Genomic DNA, 21529 nt, shown 5'->3' on the forward strand with positions numbered 1-21529 from the left:
GCTTAGCTGACGCGCTGGCCCGGCTCGGCTCCACTGTGGGGTTCCAGCAGGTAGATGCCATCGTCATTGCCGGCGGCCAGCACCATACCCTCAGAGATGCCGAAGCGCATCTTGCGAGGCGCCAGGTTGGCCACCATGACCGTCAGCTTGCCTTCCAGGGCTTCCGGGGAGTAGGCGCGACGAATGCCGGCGAACACCTGGCGGCTCTCGCCGCCCAAGTCCAGGGACAGCTTGAGCAGCTTGTCCGCGCCGTCCACGTATTCTGCCTTGGCAATACGCGCAATGCGCAGATCCACCTTGGCGAAGTCGTCGAAGCTGATCTCGTCGGCGATCGGTGTTTCGGCTAGCGGGCCCTTGGGGGCTTCCTTGAGCTTCTGTTCCTCCACCAGGTCCTCCTTGGAGGCTTCGATCATGGACTGGATACGGTCGCCGTCGACGCGGGTCATCAGCGGCTTGAACTTGTTGATCGGGTGATCGCCCAACCAGGTTTCGCGGCTGTTCCAGTCAAGGCTGTGAAGGTTCATGAACGTCGCTGCCTGCTCGGCCATGGCGGGAACGACGGGCGCCAGATACACCATCAGCTGCCGGAACAGGTTGATGCCCATGGAGCAGATGTCCAAGACTTCCTGCTCGCGTCCCGCTTCCTTCGCCAGGGCCCAGGGGGCCTTGTCGGCGATGTAGGTGTTGGCGTCATCGGCCAGCTCCATCACCTTGCGCATGGCACGACCGAATTCACGCTGCTCGTAGTAATTGGCGATTTCGTCTCCCGCTGCGATAAAACGCGCCAGCATGTCTGGCTCCGCGCAGTGGGACGACAGCCGCCCATCGCCGAGCTTCTTGACGAAGCCGGCGCAGCGGCTGGCGATGTTGACGACCTTGCCGACCAGGTCGGCATTCACGCGCAGGGCAAAGTCCTCGAGATTGAGGTCAAGATCGTCGACCCGTGACGTCAACTTCGCAGCGAAGTAGTAGCGCAAGTACTCAGGGTTGAGGTGCTCGGCATAGGTCGCCGCCTTGATAAAGGTGCCACGAGATTTTGACATCTTGGCGCCATTGACGGTGACGAACCCATGGCAATTGACTGCCGTCGGGGTGCGCATCTCGGCGCCGTGCAGCATGGCCGGCCAGAACAGGGCGTGGAAGTAGACGATGTCCTTGCCGATGAAGTGATAGACCTCTGCCTGGGAATCCGGCTGCCAGTAGCTGTCGAAGTCCAGGCCCTCGCGGTCGCACAGGTTCTTGAAGCTGGCCAGGTAACCGATGGGCGCGTCGAGCCAGACGTAGAAGTACTTGCCGGGCGCGTCGGGAATTTCGAAACCAAAGTAGGGCGCGTCGCGGGAGATGTCCCACTCGTTGAAGCCCGACTCGAACCACTCCATCAGCTTGTTGCGGATCTGGGGTTGGACGTGATCGTCCTTGATCCAGGCATTCAGGAAGTCCGCGAAATCCGGCAGCTTGAAGAAGTAGTGGGTCGAGCTGCGAACTTCCGGTGTGGCTCCCGAGATGGCCGACACCGGATCAATGAGCTCGGCAGGGGTGTAGGTCGCCCCGCAGGCCTCGCAGTTGTCACCATACTGATCCGCCGTATGGCACTTGGGACAGGTGCCCTTGATGAAGCGGTCGGCCAGGAACAGCCCCTTGACCGGATCATACATCTGCTCGATGTCTCGGGTCGCGATGTGACCCTTGTCACGCAGGCGGGTGTAGATGAGCTCGCTGAAGCTGCGATTTTCCTCGGAATGGGTCGAATGATAGTTGTCGAAGGCCACTCCGAAGCGGGCAAAGTCCTGCTGGTGCTCGCGGGACACGCGATCGATCAGGGCCTCGGCGCTGATGCCTTCCTGCTCGGCGCGCAGCATGATCGCGGTGCCGTGGGCGTCATCCGCGCAGACATAATGGCACTGGTGCCCCCGACTCTTCTGGAACCGCACCCAGATGTCCGTCTGGATGTACTCCAGCAGGTGACCCAGGTGGATGGCTCCATTGGCGTAGGGCAAGGCACTGGTAACCAGGATCTGGCGCTTGTCGGGTGCGGAAGTGGACATGATGTGACGTGATATCCCGTTGAAAATCAGGCGTCGATTGTAGCCATGATCGAGCGCTAGTGCATCCGCTATCGTGTGTGAGCGCCTGAGTTCAGGCAAATGCTGATGGGATGTCGTAAGCGCGCCAGTTTATGCCGCGTCGTGCTTGCTTCGCGCCAGCAGCACGCCTACTCGCGGCAGACCTTGATCCTTGAGGGATAGCGCCTGCAGGCGGCTCATGATGCCCTGGTCGCAGTACAGCAGATAGCGGGAGTCTCGGGACAGCGCAGCCGCTCGGGTCGCCAATTCGTAAAAAGGAACGTGCTCGACCTCGTGGCCCGCAATGGTCAGTGGCCGTCGAGCTGCTTCATCCGGCGAGCGCACGTCGATGACGCGGATAGTGGCGTCAGCTGCGGCGGTGAGCTCTGCGATGGTGAGTTCATCGAGGGGCTGGCATGGCGTTAGCTCAGCCTTACCAGGGTCATCTGCGGAAAACTGGCGCATCCGGCTCAGGGCGTCGTCAAGCAGGTCAGCTGGCAGCCTGGCTTCGGCCTCTTCCAGCGCTGCCAGGGACGTCTTCACCAGTGGTCGAGCTGACATACCCCCACAGTACTCCGGCATCTGGCTCGACGCTTGTGCGGTGCCAATACGCCTAGCTTCGTCGATGATGGACTGTTTGTCTTCAGTCAGCAGGGGGCGCAGCACGGGCAAGTGGCTGGCGTTGTCAATGAGCCCCAGGTTGCTCAAGGTTTGACTGGACACCTGGGCGATCACCTCGCCCGTGACCAGCGCGGGAATCCGGGCGCGCTGGGCCACCCGAGCAGCGGCAGCCACCATGTAGCGTTTCAGTACCAGGGACACCAGGCCGTCGGGCACCTCCCGGGTGAGCTGGTCGACGACCTTTTCAAAGGGCACGCTGGTGAAGCTGACCTTGTGTGACGCGCTGAAGCGTCGCCAGAGGTCATGTGTCAGCTGTCTGACGGCCTGTTCCTGTGCCTCTCCGCCGAAGCGAAACAGAATGAAGTGGCACTTTATCCCGCGCCTGAGCATCCGGTAGGCGGCGACGGGCGAGTCGAAGCCACCGGACATCAGCATCAGTGCCTGATCCTGTGTGCCCAGAGGGAAACCGCCGATGCCCGCCGTAGTAGCCACTTCGTCAATCAATTCAGCGCCGTCGAGCCTCAGTGAAATGGTGAGGTCGGGATGCGTGAGATTGACTTTGGCGTGGCGGGTGTGGCGCAGCAGCTCGGCGCCCAGGAAACGCTCGGCATCGACGGAGTTGAAGGCGTGGCTTCCCTTGCGCCTGACCTTGATTCTGAACGCTCGTCCCTCCACCTGCTCGGCCTTCTCCAGGGCGAGCCTGGCCAGGGTCACTTGCCAGTCCCCCAGCTCACGCCGGTGGATGTGAGCAATTTTCTGAATGCCGGGTGTGTTGGCCAAAGTGTCGAGTGCCCATGTGTGCTGGGCGTCATCCACATGGGACGGGAGTCGTACGACTAGATGGTCATGTGCAGTGACCACCTTTGACGCTGGCAGCTCCCGGCGCAATGCGTTGCGGACGTTGGTGGCCAGGCAGCGCCCCATATGGCGTCTGACAGAGGCTGACTTGGTAGAAACGTCAGCGGAGAGCGTAAGACGAAATTCCATGGTGTGAAGTTCGGTACGTGAGTGTAAGAATGGTAATAGTGATCTGGGTCAATGTTTGCGTGAGTAATGTAAAAAAACGCTGACCACCAGAGGGGGAGGTCAGCGATGGTGACTGCTACGCCATAATGTGCCTGTCAATACAGCGCTTTTTCTTCTTGCACTACCTCTTTGAGGAGTTCGAGGAACAGGCGATCGGCCTCGGAGTGCTCGTCAGCGCTGTCAGGAATGTGAATGCTGGTGGTATCAGAGATTTCGTTGGCGATGTCTGCCATGACGCCGCTGTCACTGCCTTTTTCCAGATGACGCCGTGCGATCTCCAGGGAGGTTTCCAGGATCTTGGGGTCCTGCAGCAGTTTCTTGATGAACCCCGTCAATTCATTGATGACGCGGGTTTTTTGGATTTCGGATGAGGCCATCGGAGACTCCTGAAATGGGTACGTGATGCAGGCTTCTACGATAGCATGTTTGCGTCAGGGAGCGGGATTGGCGACGTTTAGGTGCATCTCATTTGTCTTTGTCAAGCATTCAATCGCCCTTGGGATGAGTGTTTGCGACTTCCGGTGTTACAGAATGTGATCGTTTGTGCGAGTATTGTAGCGGGTGATGGTGTGGGGCGAGCGCCAACAAGGGTTGCTGGACGCTTGGCGTCTAAGGAAAAAAAGCTGGCCACCCATACCGGGGATAATGAATCTGGTAGCGCCGAGGCAGCATGACGGGTTCAACGGTGAATTGGGTTGTTGAGCTAGTTCGTTGGTACTAGATTCACTTGTACTGGCTGCGGCCATTGATAATTAAGGGAACACAGATGAACAGTTACAGCCGAGAAGCTCGCTCCGCTCTGTTGCGGCCTTTGGTGCGAGCCATTGCGCTGACCACGTCAGCGATGATGGTGGCGCCTGTTGTACTGGCGCAGGATGCACAGTCATTGCCAGCAGGTACGTCTTCACCGGGCGCTGCGACGTTGCGCGATGTGGTGGAGCAAACGATCAATACCAATCCTGAGGTACTGGCAGCATGGAATGGCTTCCAGGCCGCGGGACACGACGAGCGAGTCGCCTTCGGTGGCTATCTGCCTCAGATCGACGTCAATGCTGGCGTTGGCCTTGAAGACCGGCAGAACGACCAGCAGGGGAGCTACGACACTGATTACGTCGAGATGACGCTGAATCAGATGATTTATGACGGCTTCGCCACGGCCAGTGAGGTGGAACGCCTCAGCCGTGCTGAGCTGGTGCGTTACTACGAACTGCTGGGCGCGAGTCAGGACGCCGCACTTGACGCAACTAATGCCTATCTTGACGTGCAGCGCTACCGCCGTCTGGTCGGACTGGCCCAGGATAACTACCAGAAGCACCTGGAAGTGTACCAGCAGATTGAAGCGAGGGCGCTATCCGGTGCCGGTCGCCGCGTTGACCTGGAGCAGATCAGCGGTCGCTTGGCGCTTGCCGAGTCCAACTTGATCACCGAGGCGTCGAACCTGCACGACGTATCTGCGCGCTTCCAGCGGCTGGTGGGCGAGCTTCCTCCGGAGTCTCTGGCCCCGGCGCCCACCTTTGCCGAGCTGCTCCCGGCTGATGTCGCCCAGGCGCTGCAGCTGGCCTATGACGGCAACCCCGATTTTCACGCGGCCATCGAGAACATTGAGGCTTCCAGGGCTGAGCGTGAAGGCACCAAGGCACCGTTCCATCCTCGGTTGGACCTGGTGGGCCGTACTGGCACCTATAAAGGTAGCGATACGGACGGCGACTTCATCTCGGACAATGAACATGAAGACCGTCACAGCATCGAGCTGGTAGGTAGCATCAACCTCTATCGTGGTGGCAGTGATCTGGCATCGTTCCGTGCCGCCAGCGACCGCGTTGAACAGGCTATCAACCTGCGTGACAAGGCCTGTGTGGACATTCGCCAGACGACAACGATTGCGTTCAACGACACCCGCCGTCTGCGTGACCAGCTGGCTTACCTGAACGAGCACCGTCAGACCACTGATCGCGTGCGTGGCGCCTACAAGCAACAGTTCGACATTGGTCAGCGCTCGCTGCTCGACCTGCTGGATATCGAAAACGAATATTTCGAGGCAAGTCGTGCTTACGTGAACGCCCAGTTCGATGTGGCGCTGGCGGATGCGCGTACGCTGCGAGCCACCGGTGAGCTGCTCGAAGTACTTGAGGTTCGCAAGGATGGACTGCCTACCCTGGCCGACCTGGACAGCAACGGCGTTGCCATTACCCCCGATATCGTGTGCCCTGCGGTGGGACCGCGTGCCTATACCATCGATGAGCTGACCGGTACGACCCGTGCGCCAGATGTCGTGATGTCTGCCGATGCGCTGTTCGAAGTCAACAGCTATGTGCTCAGCGAGCGAGCCCGTCGCGAGCTGGGGCAGCTGGCTGCGCAGCTACGCGAGCGCAACGATCTGGTGCGTATCTTTGTTGCCGGGCATGCTGACAGCACCGGCAATGACGGAATCAACGATCCGCTGTCGCGTAATCGTGCCGCTGCCGTGGGCGACTACCTGATCAGCGAAGGGGTGAACCCTTCACTGATCCAGACGCAGGGTTTCGGCTCTCACCGCCCGGTACAGTCAAACGATACGGTTGAGGGGCGGCGTCAAAATCGACGTGTGGAAATCACCCTTGAGCGCAGCGGCGAGAACCTGGACCTGGGTTCCATTCATTCTGCAGCGGGCAACGATATGGTGTCTCTTGCCTGGGCGAAAGGCCATCGTGCAGGTAGCGTAGAGGGCTGATACGGGTTGCGGTGAGCGCGCGGGTGTCATTGTCGTGTTCACCGCTTGGATGTAGAACGCCGTTGGGTGCTGATTCGTTGTTGGTGCTCGGCACAGGGATGATGTGCGTTGCGTGCCTGCTCGACGGCAGGCACGCTACGTTTCAGTTATCGGCAATGCTATCGGCCTACAGAAGAGGTACATGTGGACGATTCTCGAGTCGCAGCGGATGCTGCACCGTCTGAACCGGAAACGCAGGAAGGGAGTGGTTCCCCCGTCAAGGATGAACTTCTGGAAGTGCTGCTGGCGGTAGCTCATTACCATGACCACGACGTCAACGCAGATTCGTTGACCGCTGGTCTGCCCCTGGAAGACGGGGCCCTGACGCCAGGGATCTTTCCCAGGGCCGCAGAACGTGCGGGCCTGACGGCGAGAATTATCAAGAGCCGCCTTGTGCAATTGAATCCGGCGCTATTTCCGGTGGTCTTGTTGCTCGAGCCCGGGCGTGCCTGCGCTCTGGTTGATATGAACGTGAAGGCGCGCACGGCAACGGTCGTGTACCCCGAGTTGGGTCAGTCCGCCGTCGAGATTGGCCTGGATGAGCTGCACGAGCGCTACAGCGGGACGGCCATCTATGTTCGCCCCAGATTCCGCTTTGACGCTCGCACCAAGGACGTCAACGAAAAGCGTTCGGGGCACTGGTTCTGGGGCGTCATCAAGGAGAATCGTCGCCTCTACCGGGATGTCATTCTGGGTTCCATCGCCATTAACATCTTTGCGCTGGCGATGCCGCTGTTTGTGCTCAACGTTTATGACCGTGTGGTGCCAAACCATGCCACCGAAACGCTGTGGGTGCTGTCGGTTGGCGTACTGATCGTGTTGGCGTTTGATCTGACGCTCCGCTTGATGCGGTCGAGCTTTGTTGACCTGGCGGCGAGCAGGGCCGATGTAAAGCTATCATCCCGCATCATGGCACGGGTGATGGGTATGCGCATGGAGGCGAAGCCGGCTTCCACGGGGTCCTTCGTGGCCATGTTGCAGTCCTTCGAGTCAGTGAGAAGCTTTATCGGCTCTGCCACTGTCATCGCCATGGTCGATCTGCCGTTTGTGATCATGTTTATTGCGATCATCGGTCTTATCGGCCCGGCGCTGGTCATCCCCATTGTTGCCGGGGTGATCTTTATTCTGCTGTACGCCCTTGGTGCTCAGGGCAAGCTACATGACCTTTCTGACACCACGCTCAAGGTCGGCGCTCAGCGCAATGCCACCCTGGTTGAGTCGGTATCCCAGCTGGAGACCGTCAAGTCGCTGCGCGGCGAAAGCCGGATTCAGGGGCAGTGGGAGCAGGCCAGTGCGTTTCTGTCTCGTACAGGCGCACAGCTGAAGTTTCTGGGAACATCGGTGACCAGCATTGCCCAGTGGACGCAGAACACTGTCGGCATTTGCGTCATCTTGATCGGCGTGTACCTGATCATCGAGGGCGATCTGTCCCAGGGCGGCCTTATCGCCGCCTACATGCTGTCGTCGCGGGCTCTGGCTCCGGTCAGTCAGGCAGCAGCGCTGCTGGCTCAGTACCACCAGTCTGCCACGGCGCTCGAATCGCTGGATCGTGTGATGGAGATGCCGGTCGAGCGCGAGGACAAGAGTTATATCGATCGGCCTGCCGTCAAGGGGCTGGTGAAGTTTGACAAGGTGACCTTTCGCTACCCCCAGGCCGAGAATGACAGTCTGCGCGACATCAGTCTGTCGATCGCTCCGGGCCAGAAAGTCGCGTTGCTGGGGCGCGTAGGCTGTGGCAAGACCACGCTGCAGAAGCTGTTGCTGGGGTTGTACCAACCAACGGCGGGGTCGGTGCTGATCGACGACGTTGATATTCGCCAGCTGGATCCTCTTCAGCTCAGACGGCATATCGGCTATGTCCCGCAGGACGTGCGTCTGTTCTTTGGTTCATTGAAGGAAAATATCGTTGCCGGCGCCGGTAGCGAGGGCGTCGACGACGACCTGCTGCTCAAGGCGATTCGGATCAGTGGCCTGGACAGCCTGGTCAGCACGCACCCCCAAGGGGTGGAGCTGCAGGTCGGAGAAGGTGGCCAGATGCTCTCGGGGGGGCAAAAGCAGGCCGTGGCGATCGCACGGGCTATCGTGCACGACCCCTCGATTCTCCTGCTTGATGAACCGACGAGTGCCATGGACCATGCCAGCGAGGAGGCGTTCAAGCGCAACCTCAAGGAGTTCGCAAGTGGCAAGACCCTGATGGTCGTGACGCATCGTACCTCGCTGCTGTCGCTGGTGGATCGTATCGTGGTTATTGATTCGGGTAAGGTCGTGGCGGATGGAGAGCGTGACAGCGTCATGGATGCGTTGCGCAAGGGCCAGATCGGGAGGGCCAGCTGATGTCTGCCAAGAGCGCTGAGCAGAAAGGATTCGAAGGCGTCGGTCGGGTGTCCCGCTCGGGAGGAAAAGTCTTTCGTCCCTTTATCGACCGTCTGTTCGCCCGTCGGGTCAGTGCCTCGCACTTGAATCGCGATTGGGCCAGCGACGCTGATTGGGCGCGCATGCAGCAGGACCCGCTGCGGGCGCGGCTAATGCTGTATATGGTCGTGGTGGCGATCATCTGCGTGGTGGTATGGGCGTGTTTTGCTCCCATCGACGAGGTGACTCGGGGTAGCGGCAGGGTCATACCCTCCAGTCAGTTGCAGCGAGTGCAGAGCTTCGACGGCGGCGTGGTTCAGGAAATTCAAGTGGCCGAGGGTGACTTTGTGGAGGCCGGTGATCTGTTGATGCGCATCGACCCCACCCGATTCCTCTCCAATTTCAATGAGAACCGTGCCAAGGCGGAAACGCTGCAGGCCAAGGCGGAACGTTTGCGTGCGCTGGCGACGGGGTCCTCTTTTGACCCCTCCGAGGAGTTGATCGAGCAGGCGCCTAACATCGTGTCGAGGGAGCGAGAGCTGTATCAGAGTAGCCTTGAGACCTTGGACGAGCAGAAACAGATTCTGCAGCAGCGCTTGGAGCAGCGCAGGGCAGAACTGAATGAGGCGGCGGCACGCCGCAACGCCGCTAGTCGGGAGCTCAACCTGGCCAGCCAGGAGCTCAATATGACCCGTCCACTGCTGTCGAGCGGCGCGGTATCCGAGGTAGAAGTGCTGAGATTGCAGCGCGAAGTCTCCCGTGCGAGCGGTGAACGCAATCAGGCTGCGGCACAGGTGTCTCGACTCGAGGCCGCTATTGTGGAGGCGCAGGGCGAGCTGCGGGAAGTGGATGCCAAGGCGCGGACGGAATGGCGCCAGGAGCTCTCGGCGACCTTGGGCGAGCTTTCTGCGCTGAATGAATCCAGTGAGGGCCTGCAGGACCGTGTCCGCCTGTCCGAGATTCGTTCACCGGTGGACGGTGTCGTGCAGCGTCTTGCGATCAACACCATCGGCGGGGTCGCCCAGCCTGGCCAGGAAGTGGTGGACATCGTGCCGACCGATGATGCGTTGGTGGTCGAAGCCAAGATTGCTCCTCAGGATATTGCCTTCCTGCGGCCAGGACTGCCGGCGACCATCAAGCTGACAGCCTATGACTTCTCGATATACGGGGGGTTGGACGCAGAACTTGAGCACATTAGCGCCGACACCACGACAGACGAGGAAGGCAATACCTACTATCGAGTTCGTGTTCGCACTCAGGATGAAGAGGCGGCGAGTGAGGTGGAGGTTATCCCGGGCATGACCGCTCAGGTGGATATCTTGACGGGTAAGCGCACCGTCATGCAGTTCTTGCTGAAGCCGGTGCTGCGGGCGTGGGGTAACGCGATGGGAGAGCGGTGATGACGCGATACTTGGTCTATCAAGGAAGTAGTGAGGTGCCGCGTTGGAGCGATACCTTCAGTGATCTGGAGGTCGTGGCGCCCCATAGTGTATTGGATTATGCGACCAAGGGAGACGTCGCCTGGATCGTTGTCGAGGCCGGTGACTGGACGGGACTTTGCTCTCGCCTGACGGCCAAGGGAGTGTTGGTGGCGGTACTGTCGTTCAATCCTTACTCCGCAGAGGCCTATCAGGCCTTCAACGCCGGTGCCAGGGGCTATGTGCACGCGCTGTCCACACCAGAAGTGCTGCGGCAGGTTGATATCGTGGTCCGTCACCGTGGAATCTGGTTATGGCCTGAACTGATGGATAGCCTGGTCGGAGGGGTGTTCAAAGCGATGGGCGGGGCTCCAGCGGTTCATCAAGATGTGCTGGAAGGGCTTACTGAACGCGAGAAGGATGTGGCCCTGGCGGTGGCTGAAGGTCAGAGCAATAAGTTGGTGGCTAGAGAGCTCGGCATCACCGAGCGGACGGTAAAGGCCCATCTTGGTGCGGTTTTCCGTAAGCTTGGGGTCAAGGACCGCATGCAGCTGATTTTGAGGATGTCCCGAGACCGTTGAACGCACGCCTGTGAGAGTCCTATGAGGCCCGAAGACCGTGAGGTGTTCGGGCTTTTCTTTGCAATAGCGTAAATATTGCTGCAACAACGCCTTCCGTAAAAGCGGTTCCAGTCACCACTATGCTTGATTATTTGGTATCCATTAATGCAAGGGTTTTACACGCTTTAATGAACGTCGCTGTTCGCTATTGAGTGATGCGTTATTAGCTATGTTGTAGCTATCTTATTTCGCCTTCGTTATGTGGCTAATGGACTACCAATTGTGCATGAAGAGCTTTCTGGTGTCGTATTTGCCTGCCACTGACCATCTAGACACTACCGTCACAAAGCCGCGCGCCCTAGTTTGCTCCTTGAATGACTAATCAACAGCAAGACGCAGGGTAGAAACCATGAATATCACTTCTGTTGAAGGTACGGTCTGGATTATCGATGTGACCGGGGAGCGTACACTCGCACGGTCGGGGGACATCCTGTTGCCGGGACAACGGCTCATGGCCGGGGAAAATGGGCATGCGACAGTGACGAGCCCAGATGGCCAGGGGTTGCTGGACCTGGCTGCAGGTCAGTCGCTGGAATTTCCGCAGAATGCGGCAGGAGAGGACCTGGTTGTCGAGTTTGATGAAATCCTCCGCTCGCAGGTATCCGCCGACCTTGCCCAGGAAAGCGTCCTCGGTGACAGCCAGCTTGAGGCCTTGCTGACGGCACTCGATGCTGGCGAGGATCCCTTCGATGTCCTTGAAGATCCTGCCGCAGGGCTGGGAGGCGGAGCGGGAACGAACAACGGGCATTCCTTCGTCCGTTTGCTACGTGTCCTCGAGCAGGTATCCCCCCTGGCATACGACTACGGCCTCAACAGTGGTGATAATCAGGAATTCCCTTTGTTTGTCGGTGATATTGTTGACGGCGATACGGATGAAATTCCTGACAATGGGGTGGCGTTGGGTGGTCTGGATGGAGGGCCCGACGGAAGCGGGCTTGGCGGTGGGCTTGAAGACACCGACGGCTTGCCGCCTGGCATCGATAGTGCCGAGTTGCTGGTGCGTGAGTCAGGTTTGACGGGCGGCAGCGATTCGTCCAGTGGTACTGCCCAGCAGGCCAGTAGCTTCACCTTCAGCAGTGTGGATGGGTTGGGTACGCTTGTGGTCGCCGATGTGACCCTGACGCTAGCGGACTTGCTGGCCCTATCGTCTGGGCCTCAGACCATCGAGACTCCCCATGGCGCTCTCTGGTTGGACGGATTTGCGGGTGATGCAACAGGCGGAACCGTCTTCTATCACTACGAGCTGTTGACAGCGGTGGACAACGATACCGCCCCAGGGGCGACCGATGCTGGCCTGATCGAGAGCTTTGTGGTCACGGTCACGGATGCGGATGGGGATACCACCACAGCAAGCCTGGACGTGCTGATCCTGGATGATGTGCCTGACGTTAGCGTGACAGGCCCCTCCATCGTATCGGAAGGTGACGAGGTGTCAGGGGTCTGGCAAGAGGTAGAAGGCGCCGATGCCATCGTATCGACACAGGTGGTGGTAGCGGGGGTAGCTGGTACCTTTGCGCTGGGTGACGAGATCTCGCTGCCGGATGGCGTGCTTGTCGTTAATGCCGACGGCACCTGGACGTTTACGGCCATAGGTGGGCGCGATCAGACGCTTGAGCGCGCCGTAGAGTTCTCGATCGTGGCAACGGATGGCGATGGTGATCAGGCCGCGGCAGACCACCGCATCGTGATTCAGGACGCCGCGGTGCCGACCACGCCTGGCGATGGCGGGGATCCTGCATCGGCCCCTGGAGAGGTGTTGCTCGATGAAGAAGGTCTGCCTGGTGGCGTGATCGGTGGTCCTGGGGACGTCGCCGGAGAAGTCGTCAGTGTCAGTGGACAGCTGGGATACGACTTCGGCGAGGATGGGCCCGCCGCCGGTGGTGGCTTCACATGGTCACTCGAGGGGTTGCCCCAGCTGACGTCACAGGGCGAGCCATTGACCTATCGGCTGGATAGTGACGGCCAAGTGCTGCTGGCGGAGACGCCGGATGGCGAAGCAGTGCTGCGCGTTGCGGTGACAGATGTTGCGAGCGGCACCTTTGAGGTGGTCTTGTCGGGGCCACTGGACCACCCGCTCGGCGACACAGAGGACGATATCGTCTTGGCGGTGGGGTATAGCGTTACCGACATCGATGGCAGCACCGCAGACGGACAGCTGGATCTGCGCCTGGACGATGATTCACCTGTCGTGAATGTCGCGGTTGATGAAGGCGCGACGGTGGTGGATGGTCAGGTGCTTGCCAGTGAAGGCGAGACCGTCACCGGTTCATGGTCGATTGAGCCGGGCGCCGATGGCGTTGGTGTGATCGAGGTGCTGGTCAATGACACGCCGCTGACGTTTACCAGCCTGCCGAATACCAGCGATGAAGTGACGGTAGCGCTGCCCCAAGGTGATCTCATCCTGCGAGGCGATGGCAGCTGGTCCTTTACCGCTGCCACGGGGCTCGATAACTCCCAGGAGCAGGCCGTCAATGTGGTCCTGCGGGTCACCGATGGTGATGGCGACGTCAGCGAAGTCGATATCAGCGCGTCGATTCTCGACGCGGCGACACCGACCACGCCGACTGACGGTGGCGATCCTGGCTCCGGGCCTGGTGAAGTAGTGCTTGATGAGGATGGTCTTGCGGGTGGCAATGCTGGCGGCGTGGGAGATGTCGCTGGCGAGGCCATTCGGGTCAGTGGGCAACTGGGTTATGACTTTGGTGATGACGGCCCCGCTGCCACCGGCGCTTTCGCTTGGTCGTTGAGCGGGCTGCCTGCATTGACGTCGATGGGCCAGGAGTTGGTGTATCGCCTGGCCGATGACGGCCAATTGCTTGTGGCTGCCACCGATGCAGGAGCTGAGGTACTGCGTGTGGCGTTAACGGACCTGACAAGCGGGGCCTTTGAGGTGCTCCTCTCCGGCCCCCTGGATCATCCGCAAAACTCTGCGGAAGACGATCTGTCCATGCGCCTCGGCTACACCTTGACCGACATCGATGGCAGTCAGGCAACGGGTGGCCTGGATATCCGTATCGACGACGACACACCGGTCGCAACGGTCGCACCCGAAACTGGCACGACGGTTGTGAACGGCGTGGTGCAGGTAACAGAGGGTGAGGAGGTCTCGGGCATCTGGAGTATCCAGCCTGGTGCCGATGGTCTTGCCAGTATCGAGGTGGTGGTCAATGGCACGCCGTTGCAGTTTGACCGTATTCCCGACGCCAGTGAGCAGGCGAGCCTGACCCTGCCACAGGGCGAGTTGACCCTGCGAGGTGATGGCAGCTGGGCATTTACTGCGGCCGAGGGGCTCGATAACTCGGTAGATCAGATTGTTGACGTGGTGCTACGCGTGACCGATGGCGACGGTGACGTCGCCGAGGTAGATATCAGCGCTGCGGTGCGCGATGCCGCGCGACCAACGACGCCAACGGATGGTGGTGATCCTGACGCCGCACCCGCTGAAGTGGTGTTGGATGAAGACGGCCTGGCGGGAGGTATCGCCGGGGGAGCCGGTGACGTAGGGGGGGAGACCACCTCGGTGACAGGCCAGCTCGGCTATGACTTTGGTGATGATGGTCCCGCCTCATCCGGCGCTTTCGCCTGGTCGCTGAGCGGCTTGCCGGCGTTGACGTCCATGGGGCAAGCCGTCGCATTTGCCTTGTCCAACGATGGCCAGACGCTGGTGGCCTCCACCCAGGCTGGGGACGAGGTATTGCGCGTCACGCTGACAGACTTGGCAGCGGGCGCCTTCGAGGTTCGCCTGTCAGCCCCGGTCGATCACCCTGAAAACTCGGTCGAAGATGATGTGTCGCTGAACCTCGCCTATACCCTGACCGACGTGGATGGCAGTCAGGCGACCGGCGGCCTGGACATTCGTATTGACGATGATATGCCGGTGGCAACGGTGTCGCCTGACGCGGGTACCACGGTGACAGACGGTGTGATTCAGGCTGACGAGGGTGAAACGGTCACCGGTCAGTGGAGCATCCAGCCGGGTGCCGATGGGCTCGGTAGCATCGACGTACTGATCAACGGTTCGTCGCTCTCCTTTGACCGTTTGCCTGCCACCAGTGATGAGGTTTCGCTGCCGTTGCCGCAGGGTGAGTTAACGCTGAAAGGGGACGGCGGCTGGTCATTTACGGCAGCTGTCGGGCTCGACAACTCTGTTGCTCAGACCGTCGATGTGGTGCTGCGAGTCACGGACGCCGATGGCGATGTGGTGGAGATCGATGTCAGTGCTGCCATCCATGACGCTGCGTCTCCCACCACGCCTACTGACGGTGGTGATCCTGATGCGGCACCCGCTGAAGTCGTGCTGGACGAGGATGGGCTGGCGGGTGGCGTAGCGGGCGGTGATGGTGACGTGCCAGGTGCGGCTACGCTTGTGAGTGGGCAGCTAGGCTACGACTTTGGTGACGATGGCCCTGCTGCCGGCGGTGCCTTTGCGTGGTCACTGACAGGCCTGCCAGCGTTGGCATCCCAGGGGCAGGCGCTGACCTATCGGCTGGCCGATGATGGACAGACATTGGTGGCCGCCACCCAGGCGGGAACCGAAGTACTTCGAGTGTCGGTGACGGACCTGGCACTGGGGACCTTTGAGGTCAGCCTGTCGGCTCCCTTGGATCATCCGGAAAACTCGGTCGAGGACGACCTGTCGCTAAGTCTCGGCTATACCCTGACCGACCTTGATGGCAGTCAGGCGACCGGTGGACTGGATATTCGCATTGATGATGACACGCCTGTCGCTTCTGTGGTGGCTGACGACGGTGTGGACGTGGTCGATGGGGTCATCCAGGCGGATGAAGGCGAGACCGTCTCAGGCCAGTGGAGCATTCAGCCGGGTGCGGATGGCCTTGCAGGGATTGAGGTAGTGATCAATGGATCGCCTTTGGCGTTCGATCGCCTGCCTGAGAGTAGTGCCAGCGAAACGCTGTCCTTGCCACAAGGGCAATTGACGTTGAAGGGGGACGGCAGTTGGACGTTCACGGCGGCCACAGAGCTTGATAATGCGGTGGACCAGCTGATTGATGTCGTGCTTCGTGTCACCGATGGCGATGGCGATGTGACGGAAGTCGATATCTCTGCGCAAGTGCTTGATGCCGCTAGGCCGACGACACCGACTGACGGTGGTGATCCAGCGGATGGTCCCGGCCAGGTAGTAGTGGATGAGGATGGACTGGCAGGCGGTATTGCCGGGGGCGATGGTGATGTCGCTGGAGAAGCCACCCAGATTTCCGGGCAGTTGGGCTATGACTTTGGCGATGATGGCCCTGCCCGGGATGGTGCGTTCACCTGGTCTCTTGATGGGTTGCCGGTGCTCACTTCCTTGGGTGAAGCGGTGGCGTATCGCCTGGCGGATAACGGCCTGACCGTTATTGCCGAGACAGCGTCTGGCGATGAGGTTCTCCGCGTAGCGCTTACCGACATGACGACGGGAGACTTTGAGGTCACGCTGTCCGCCGTTGTCGATCATCCTCAGAACTCGATCGAAGATAGCCTCTCCCTTGCGGTCGGCTATACGTTGACCGATCTGGATGGCAGTACGGCGACGGGAATGCTCGACGTAGTGGTTAATGACGATACTCCCACAGCGTCCGTGACGACGTCCGATGGCACAGAGGTTGCCGGGACGATTGAGATCGATGAAGGTGCGACCATCTCTGGCCAGTGGGCTATCGCGGGTGGCGCTGATGGCGTCGCAGCCGTCGATGTTGTGGTGAATGGCGTGCCACTCCCGGTCACGGCTCTTCCTGGCCCAGCTGACGAGGAAGTACTGACGTTACCTCAAGGTAACTTGACGCTCAGGGGGGATGGCAGCTGGTCCTTCACCGCGGCCACAGGATTGGATAATTCCAGCCCGCAGGAGGTCAATGTCGTATTGAACGTCACTGACAGCGACGGTGATGTGGTGATGATTGACATCACCGGTCAGATTCGTGACGTGGCTACGCCGACAACGCCGACTGATGGGGGCGACCCTGCAGCGGCTCCCGCCGAGGTGGTCCTGGATGAGGATGGCTTGGTAGGTGGCATCGCTGGTGGTGACGGCGATGTGCCGGGCGAAACGACGTTGGTCAGCGGCCTGCTTGGGTATGAGTTTGGTGATGACGGCCCAGCTTCCAATGGTGCCTTTACTTGGTCAGTGAATGGTCTGCCGGAACTGACGTCTGGCGGTGAAACCCTGACCTACCGTTTGGACGATGATGGGCGGACGTTGTTCGGGGAATTGCCCGGTGGCAATGAAGTGTTGCGTGTCGCGCTGACGGATGCAGCCACAGGAGCCTTCGCGGTAACCCTGTCTGGTCCCGTGGACCACCCCGAAACATCAACTGAGGATGATCTGGCCTTTACGGTGAACTACACCGTGACCGATATCGATGGCAGCACCGCGGATGGGCAGCTGGATATTCGTATCGATGATGATACGCCGATCGCGTCGGTGACGCCGGACGCCGGCACGACAGTAGACAATGGCGTTGTTCAGGCCGAAGAAGGCGCCACTGTCACCGGTGTCTGGTCGATCCAGCCGGCTAGTGATGGCCTCGGTGCGATCGAACTGATGGTCAATGGCTCACCGCTCACCGGGGTCACCCTGCCAGGGCCTGGTGAGTCCACGACATTGACCTTGGAGCAGGGTGAACTCACCGTCAATGGTGACGGAGGATGGTCGTTCACCGCCGCCAAGGGGCTCGATAACTCGCTGGATCAGCGTATTGATGTCGTTCTGCGGGTCATCGATGGTGACGGTGATGTGGTGGAAGTCGATATCAGCGCTGACATAGGTGACGCGGTGGCACCGACGACACCTACGGACGGCGGAGACCCAGATGCGGCACCAGCGGAAGTGGTGCTGGATGAGGAGGGGCTTCCCGGCGGCATCGCCGGTGGTCCAGAGGATGTGGCGGGAGAGAGTACCCGTTCTTCAGGGCTCCTCGGTTACGACTTTGGTGAGGATGGCCCGGCCACCAGCGGTGCCTTCACCTGGTCACTGTCGGATTTGCCGTCACTGACCTCGGGGGGGCAGGCATTGACCTACCGCCTTGCCGACGGCGGACAGACATTGGTTGCAGAGACCTCTGCGGCAGAGGTGGTCCTCACTGTTGCACTGACAGACCTTGCCACGGGTGCCTTTGAGGTCACGCTGACAGGCCCGCTGGATCATTCGTTGAGTTCGGTGGAGGATGATCTTGCCTTTACGGTGGGCTACACGCTCACGGATCTGGATGGTAGTACGGCAACCGGCGAGCTCGATCTGCGTATTGATGATGACTCACCAGTGGCATCGGTCACCCCGGATGACGATGTCTCCGTGGTGGACGACGTGATTCAGATGGCTGAGGGCGGCGCCGTCACAGGTAGCTGGAGCATCGATGCTGGAGCGGATGGTCTTGGCGCCATCGAGGTGGTGATAAACGGTTCACTGTCGACATTTACTCGGCTGCCTGCCAGCGATGAAACGACGACGATCAGCTTGCCCGAAGGCGAGCTGGTGATCGCTGGTGATGGCCAATGGACGTTTACGGCCGCCACAGGCCTGGACAATTCAAGCGATCAGGGGATTGATGTCGTATTGCGGGTGATTGACGGCGATGGCGACGTCACCGAAATCGATATTAGCGCAGATATTGCGGATGCGGCTGCGCCGACGACGCCCACGGATGGAGGCGACCCTGCAGCCGGGCCGGGAGAAGTTGTCCTCGATGAGGATGGCCTGGAGGGGGGCATCGCTGGCGGAGACGGTGATGTACCTGGAAGGGTCACCTTGGTAAGTGGCGTCCTGGGCTACGATTTTGGTGATGATGGCGCCGCCAGCACTGGGGCATTCAGTTGGTCGACCTCGGGGCTTCCTGCGTGGACGTCAGAAGGCGAAGCGCTTAGTTATTCACTGGCCGACGGTGGATTGGTACTCCTGGGGTCAACCGCTTCTGGCAGCGAAGTGTTGCGCATCGCCCTGGTAGATGTGGCGACTGGCGCTTTTGAGGTGACCCTTTCAGGGCCGCTCGATCATCCGGTCAATACGACGGAGGACGATCTTGCTCTGTCTGTCGGCTATGTCGTGACCGATCTGGATGGCAGCACGGCTAGTGGCGAACTGGAGGTGCGCATCGACGACGATACTCCAGGGCCTATCGTCGCGGAATCCGGCGTTATCAGTGAAGATACCCGTGGGTCACTGGGCTTGGATGGCGGATATGGAGCAGACGGCTCTGGTGAGTCTATCGGTTTTCAGGAAGGGATCGATGGTACCCCCGTTCTTGATATCCAAGGCAACATCATCCTGTTCAACGGCGACGCCTTAGGATGGCAGCTGTCTGCTGATGGGAAAGAACTGGTTGCCATCACCAGCGATGGCGCTATCGGCTTCCGTGTGGTGCTGGATGAGGTCAACGATAGGTACCTCTTGCAGACTGAGGATGGGGAGCGCTCATTCTTCACGCGTCTGGCTGTGCCTATCGACGGTGTGGACACGATCACGGGGGGCACTGAGGCTATTCTTGATCTGGGAGATCCTGACCTGGACTCGCAGGTGGTGTATTCCGCCACCAACGGTGTGTCTGTGCTGGATGGTGGGCTAGTCGTGGGAGCCGGACAGATCAACGACGGCGATGTGGTTCGCATTGACATGGTAGAAGGTGCCTCACGTGGTTCGTCCGGCGTTTCCTGGGATAGCGCTATCCGTGTCGGCGCGTTCAGTCAGACGATCTATGTCGATGGGGTTGCCAATGCCAGAGCCACGTTGATTCTGACGGCTGAGGAGTTCACTCCCGGCGGCGGAACCCCCAATGATCTTGCGCTGGGAGCCGACGACCTGCGGATTTTGGATAGCCGCGGGATTGATGTGTCCAATGAGGTTCGTGTGACAGAGACCGCCGAAGGTCTTAGGGTCGAAGGTATCCAAGATGGTTGGACCTTCGTATTGGTTCGTCTCGAGGGCATGCAGTCGGTCACGATCAAGGAGGGCAGCGGTGAGCCCTTCCGATTGGGAGACGTCGAGGTCGTCCGTGGTGCTGCACCTGGTGATGCTTACCTCAATCTGGGTCTAACGGCCACTGATGGTGATGGTGATTCGACGTCTGGTGAGTTGGCGCTGGTCGTGCCAGGCGCAGGTGAATTCGTGGTGGCCAGCAATGCCAACAACACCATTACCACCAGTGGCGGGGATGATGTGGTCATTGCCGATACAGGCGGCTCCTTTGTCATTGTGAACCCTGCGGGAAACTACAACCTGTCTTTCATACTTGATTCATCAGACAGTATGCTTGAAGAGGTTGAGACATTGCGTCCCGATGGGGCGGGTAACTATACACGTCTGGAACTGTTGCAGGCTGCCATGGTGCGCCAGCTTGAGACCCTTGCTGACTTCGAGGGTATCGTCAATCTGCAGTTGATTGACTTCGACGGTCGTGTTCGTAATCCTATGATATTTGAGGATTTTGATCGCGATGATCTGCAAGATGCAATCAGTTATGTGATGGGGATGCAAGCCTCGGGTACTACGAACTTTGAGGCTGGGCTGCGCGCTGGGACAGGATTTCTGGAAGACATGTCGCTGGTGAATAGTTATGAATCCACGGCCATTTTCGTGACTGACGGGCGTCCAGTGGCGTGGGTGGATGATGACGGCGAAATCGTGATTCCCAGCCCGGTCCAGGAGGGATCCCTTACAGCTATGCAGGAGGCTGTGGATGCCTACAAAGACCTTCTCCAATATGCGGATTCCGTGCATGGTATAGGTATTGGCGAAGGCAGCCTTGTCGACTACATACAGTATTTCGATAGTACCGACGTTTCAGGCGAGAATGTCGAGATCACCCTACTGGATGGCAATACCTTCTCCGGTACGGTTGGCGAAGTGGATATCGTGAACACGGAGGAAGGGCTCAATCTAGCACTGGATACCGGTTCCAGTTTTTCTGGACTGGAGCCCCTTGGCAACGACCGGGTCTTTGCAGGAGCAGGTGATGACCTCGTCATTGGCGACACGGTGAATTCCGACCAGCTGTCTTGGATAGACGGTGATACAGGGGAGGTCTTCCAGGCCGGTGAGCACAACGGAATGGGATATCTAGGCCTTTATGAGTTCTTGAAATGGTCCCCGGATCATGGCAACGGTGAACCTCTTAACCAGGATGAGATAAAGCGTTATGTTCTGGGTAATGTCGACGACTTGATGAACTTGAGTCGGCAGGATGGTGGTAACGATATGCTCTATGGGCAAGGTGGGCACGATGTCTTGATTGGGGCCGCAGGGGAGGACGTCCTTGTCGGAGGCCGGGGTGATGATGTGATGTGGGGCGGCTTGGGGCAGGACAGATTCGTGTGGGAGGATGGTGACATTGTCCCCGATGTTCCCGAAGTGGACCGTATCGAAGACTTCGTGCTTGGCTCGGGTGACGAGGCCGATAGCCTTGATCTAAGTGGCATTCTAAGCGATGGTGCGGCAGCGGACATTTCGAGCTACCTTGTCGCCATTAACGAAGGAGATACGCTTGTCCTGAAGGTGAAGTCTGATGGTGGCATTGACGCTTCGGGCAGTAATGCCGACCTGACGATTGAGCTGGCAGGGCTGGGTGGAAGCGGCTCCGGTGCGGATGTCCTTCAGCAGATGCTGGACGACGGGCAGTTGATTGTCGACTGATCGTCACTAGCTAGTCAGCGTTAAGTAGATAAGGGCCTGATATCGATCAGGCCCTTTTT

At 59.5% G+C, this 21529-nt stretch carries 8 protein-coding genes; 5 read left to right on the plus strand and 3 right to left on the minus strand.

What is annotated here, in order from left to right:
* Positions 1–2 precede the first annotated feature (2 nt).
* The 3 genes from metG to KUV45_RS05725 form a co-directional block, all read right to left on the minus strand.
* Positions 3–2045: a methionine--tRNA ligase gene (gene metG, locus KUV45_RS05715; RefSeq protein WP_222163754.1), complete on the minus strand. Its 2043-nt coding sequence runs from the start codon at positions 2043–2045 to the stop codon at positions 3–5.
* Positions 2046–2174: 129 nt separating this feature from the next.
* Complete coding sequence (gene thiI / locus KUV45_RS05720) at positions 2175–3671, minus strand: tRNA uracil 4-sulfurtransferase ThiI (protein WP_222163755.1); 1497 nt, start codon at positions 3669–3671, stop codon at positions 2175–2177.
* A 134-nt stretch (positions 3672–3805) separates the two neighbouring features.
* On the minus strand, positions 3806–4087 hold the full coding sequence (locus KUV45_RS05725) for a hypothetical protein (protein ID WP_206939306.1): 282 nt from the start codon (positions 4085–4087) through the stop codon (positions 3806–3808).
* Positions 4088–4476: 389 nt separating this feature from the next.
* Between KUV45_RS05725 and KUV45_RS05730 the strand changes: the two genes are divergently transcribed.
* The 5 genes from KUV45_RS05730 to KUV45_RS05750 all read left to right on the plus strand — a co-directional run bounded on the left by KUV45_RS05730 (position 4477) and on the right by KUV45_RS05750 (position 21470).
* Positions 4477–6420 carry a TolC family outer membrane protein gene (locus KUV45_RS05730; RefSeq protein WP_224852106.1) on the plus strand — a complete coding sequence of 648 codons (1944 nt, stop codon included), beginning with the start codon at positions 4477–4479 and terminating at the stop codon, positions 6418–6420.
* A gap of 183 nt (positions 6421–6603) precedes the next feature.
* Positions 6604–8793 carry a type I secretion system permease/ATPase gene (locus KUV45_RS05735; RefSeq protein WP_222163756.1) on the plus strand — a complete coding sequence of 730 codons (2190 nt, stop codon included), beginning with the start codon at positions 6604–6606 and terminating at the stop codon, positions 8791–8793.
* The gene (locus tag KUV45_RS05740) at positions 8793–10211 is read left to right on the plus strand and encodes an HlyD family type I secretion periplasmic adaptor subunit (RefSeq protein WP_222163757.1); all 1419 of its coding nucleotides are present in this window, start codon (positions 8793–8795) and stop codon (positions 10209–10211) included. The genes KUV45_RS05735 and KUV45_RS05740 overlap by 1 nt, the downstream gene beginning before the upstream one ends.
* Positions 10211–10810, plus strand: coding sequence for a response regulator transcription factor (locus KUV45_RS05745; protein ID WP_222163758.1), 600 nt, complete (start codon positions 10211–10213; stop codon positions 10808–10810). Before KUV45_RS05740 ends, KUV45_RS05745 begins: the two co-directional genes overlap by 1 nt.
* 388 nt (positions 10811–11198) lie before the next feature.
* Positions 11199–21470 carry a retention module-containing protein gene (locus KUV45_RS05750; protein WP_222163759.1) on the plus strand — a complete coding sequence of 3424 codons (10272 nt, stop codon included), beginning with the start codon at positions 11199–11201 and terminating at the stop codon, positions 21468–21470.
* Positions 21471–21529: the final 59 nt, after the last annotated feature.

It is taken from the genome of Halomonas sp. DP3Y7-2 (assembly GCF_019800795.1).
Lineage (GTDB): Bacteria > Pseudomonadota > Gammaproteobacteria > Pseudomonadales > Halomonadaceae > Halomonas > Halomonas litopenaei_A.

Coding starts and splice junctions, on each gene's coding strand:
- metG (WP_222163754.1), bottom strand. CDS start 2,045: ATGTCCACTTCCGCACCCGACAAGCGCCAGATCCTGGTTACCAGTGCC.
- KUV45_RS05740 (WP_222163757.1), top strand. CDS start 8,793: ATGTCTGCCAAGAGCGCTGAGCAGAAAGGATTCGAAGGCGTCGGTCGG.
- KUV45_RS05730 (WP_224852106.1), top strand. CDS start 4,477: ATGAACAGTTACAGCCGAGAAGCTCGCTCCGCTCTGTTGCGGCCTTTG.
- KUV45_RS05750 (WP_222163759.1), top strand. CDS start 11,199: ATGAATATCACTTCTGTTGAAGGTACGGTCTGGATTATCGATGTGACC.
- thiI (WP_222163755.1), bottom strand. CDS start 3,671: ATGGAATTTCGTCTTACGCTCTCCGCTGACGTTTCTACCAAGTCAGCC.
- KUV45_RS05725 (WP_206939306.1), bottom strand. CDS start 4,087: ATGGCCTCATCCGAAATCCAAAAAACCCGCGTCATCAATGAATTGACG.
- KUV45_RS05745 (WP_222163758.1), top strand. CDS start 10,211: ATGACGCGATACTTGGTCTATCAAGGAAGTAGTGAGGTGCCGCGTTGG.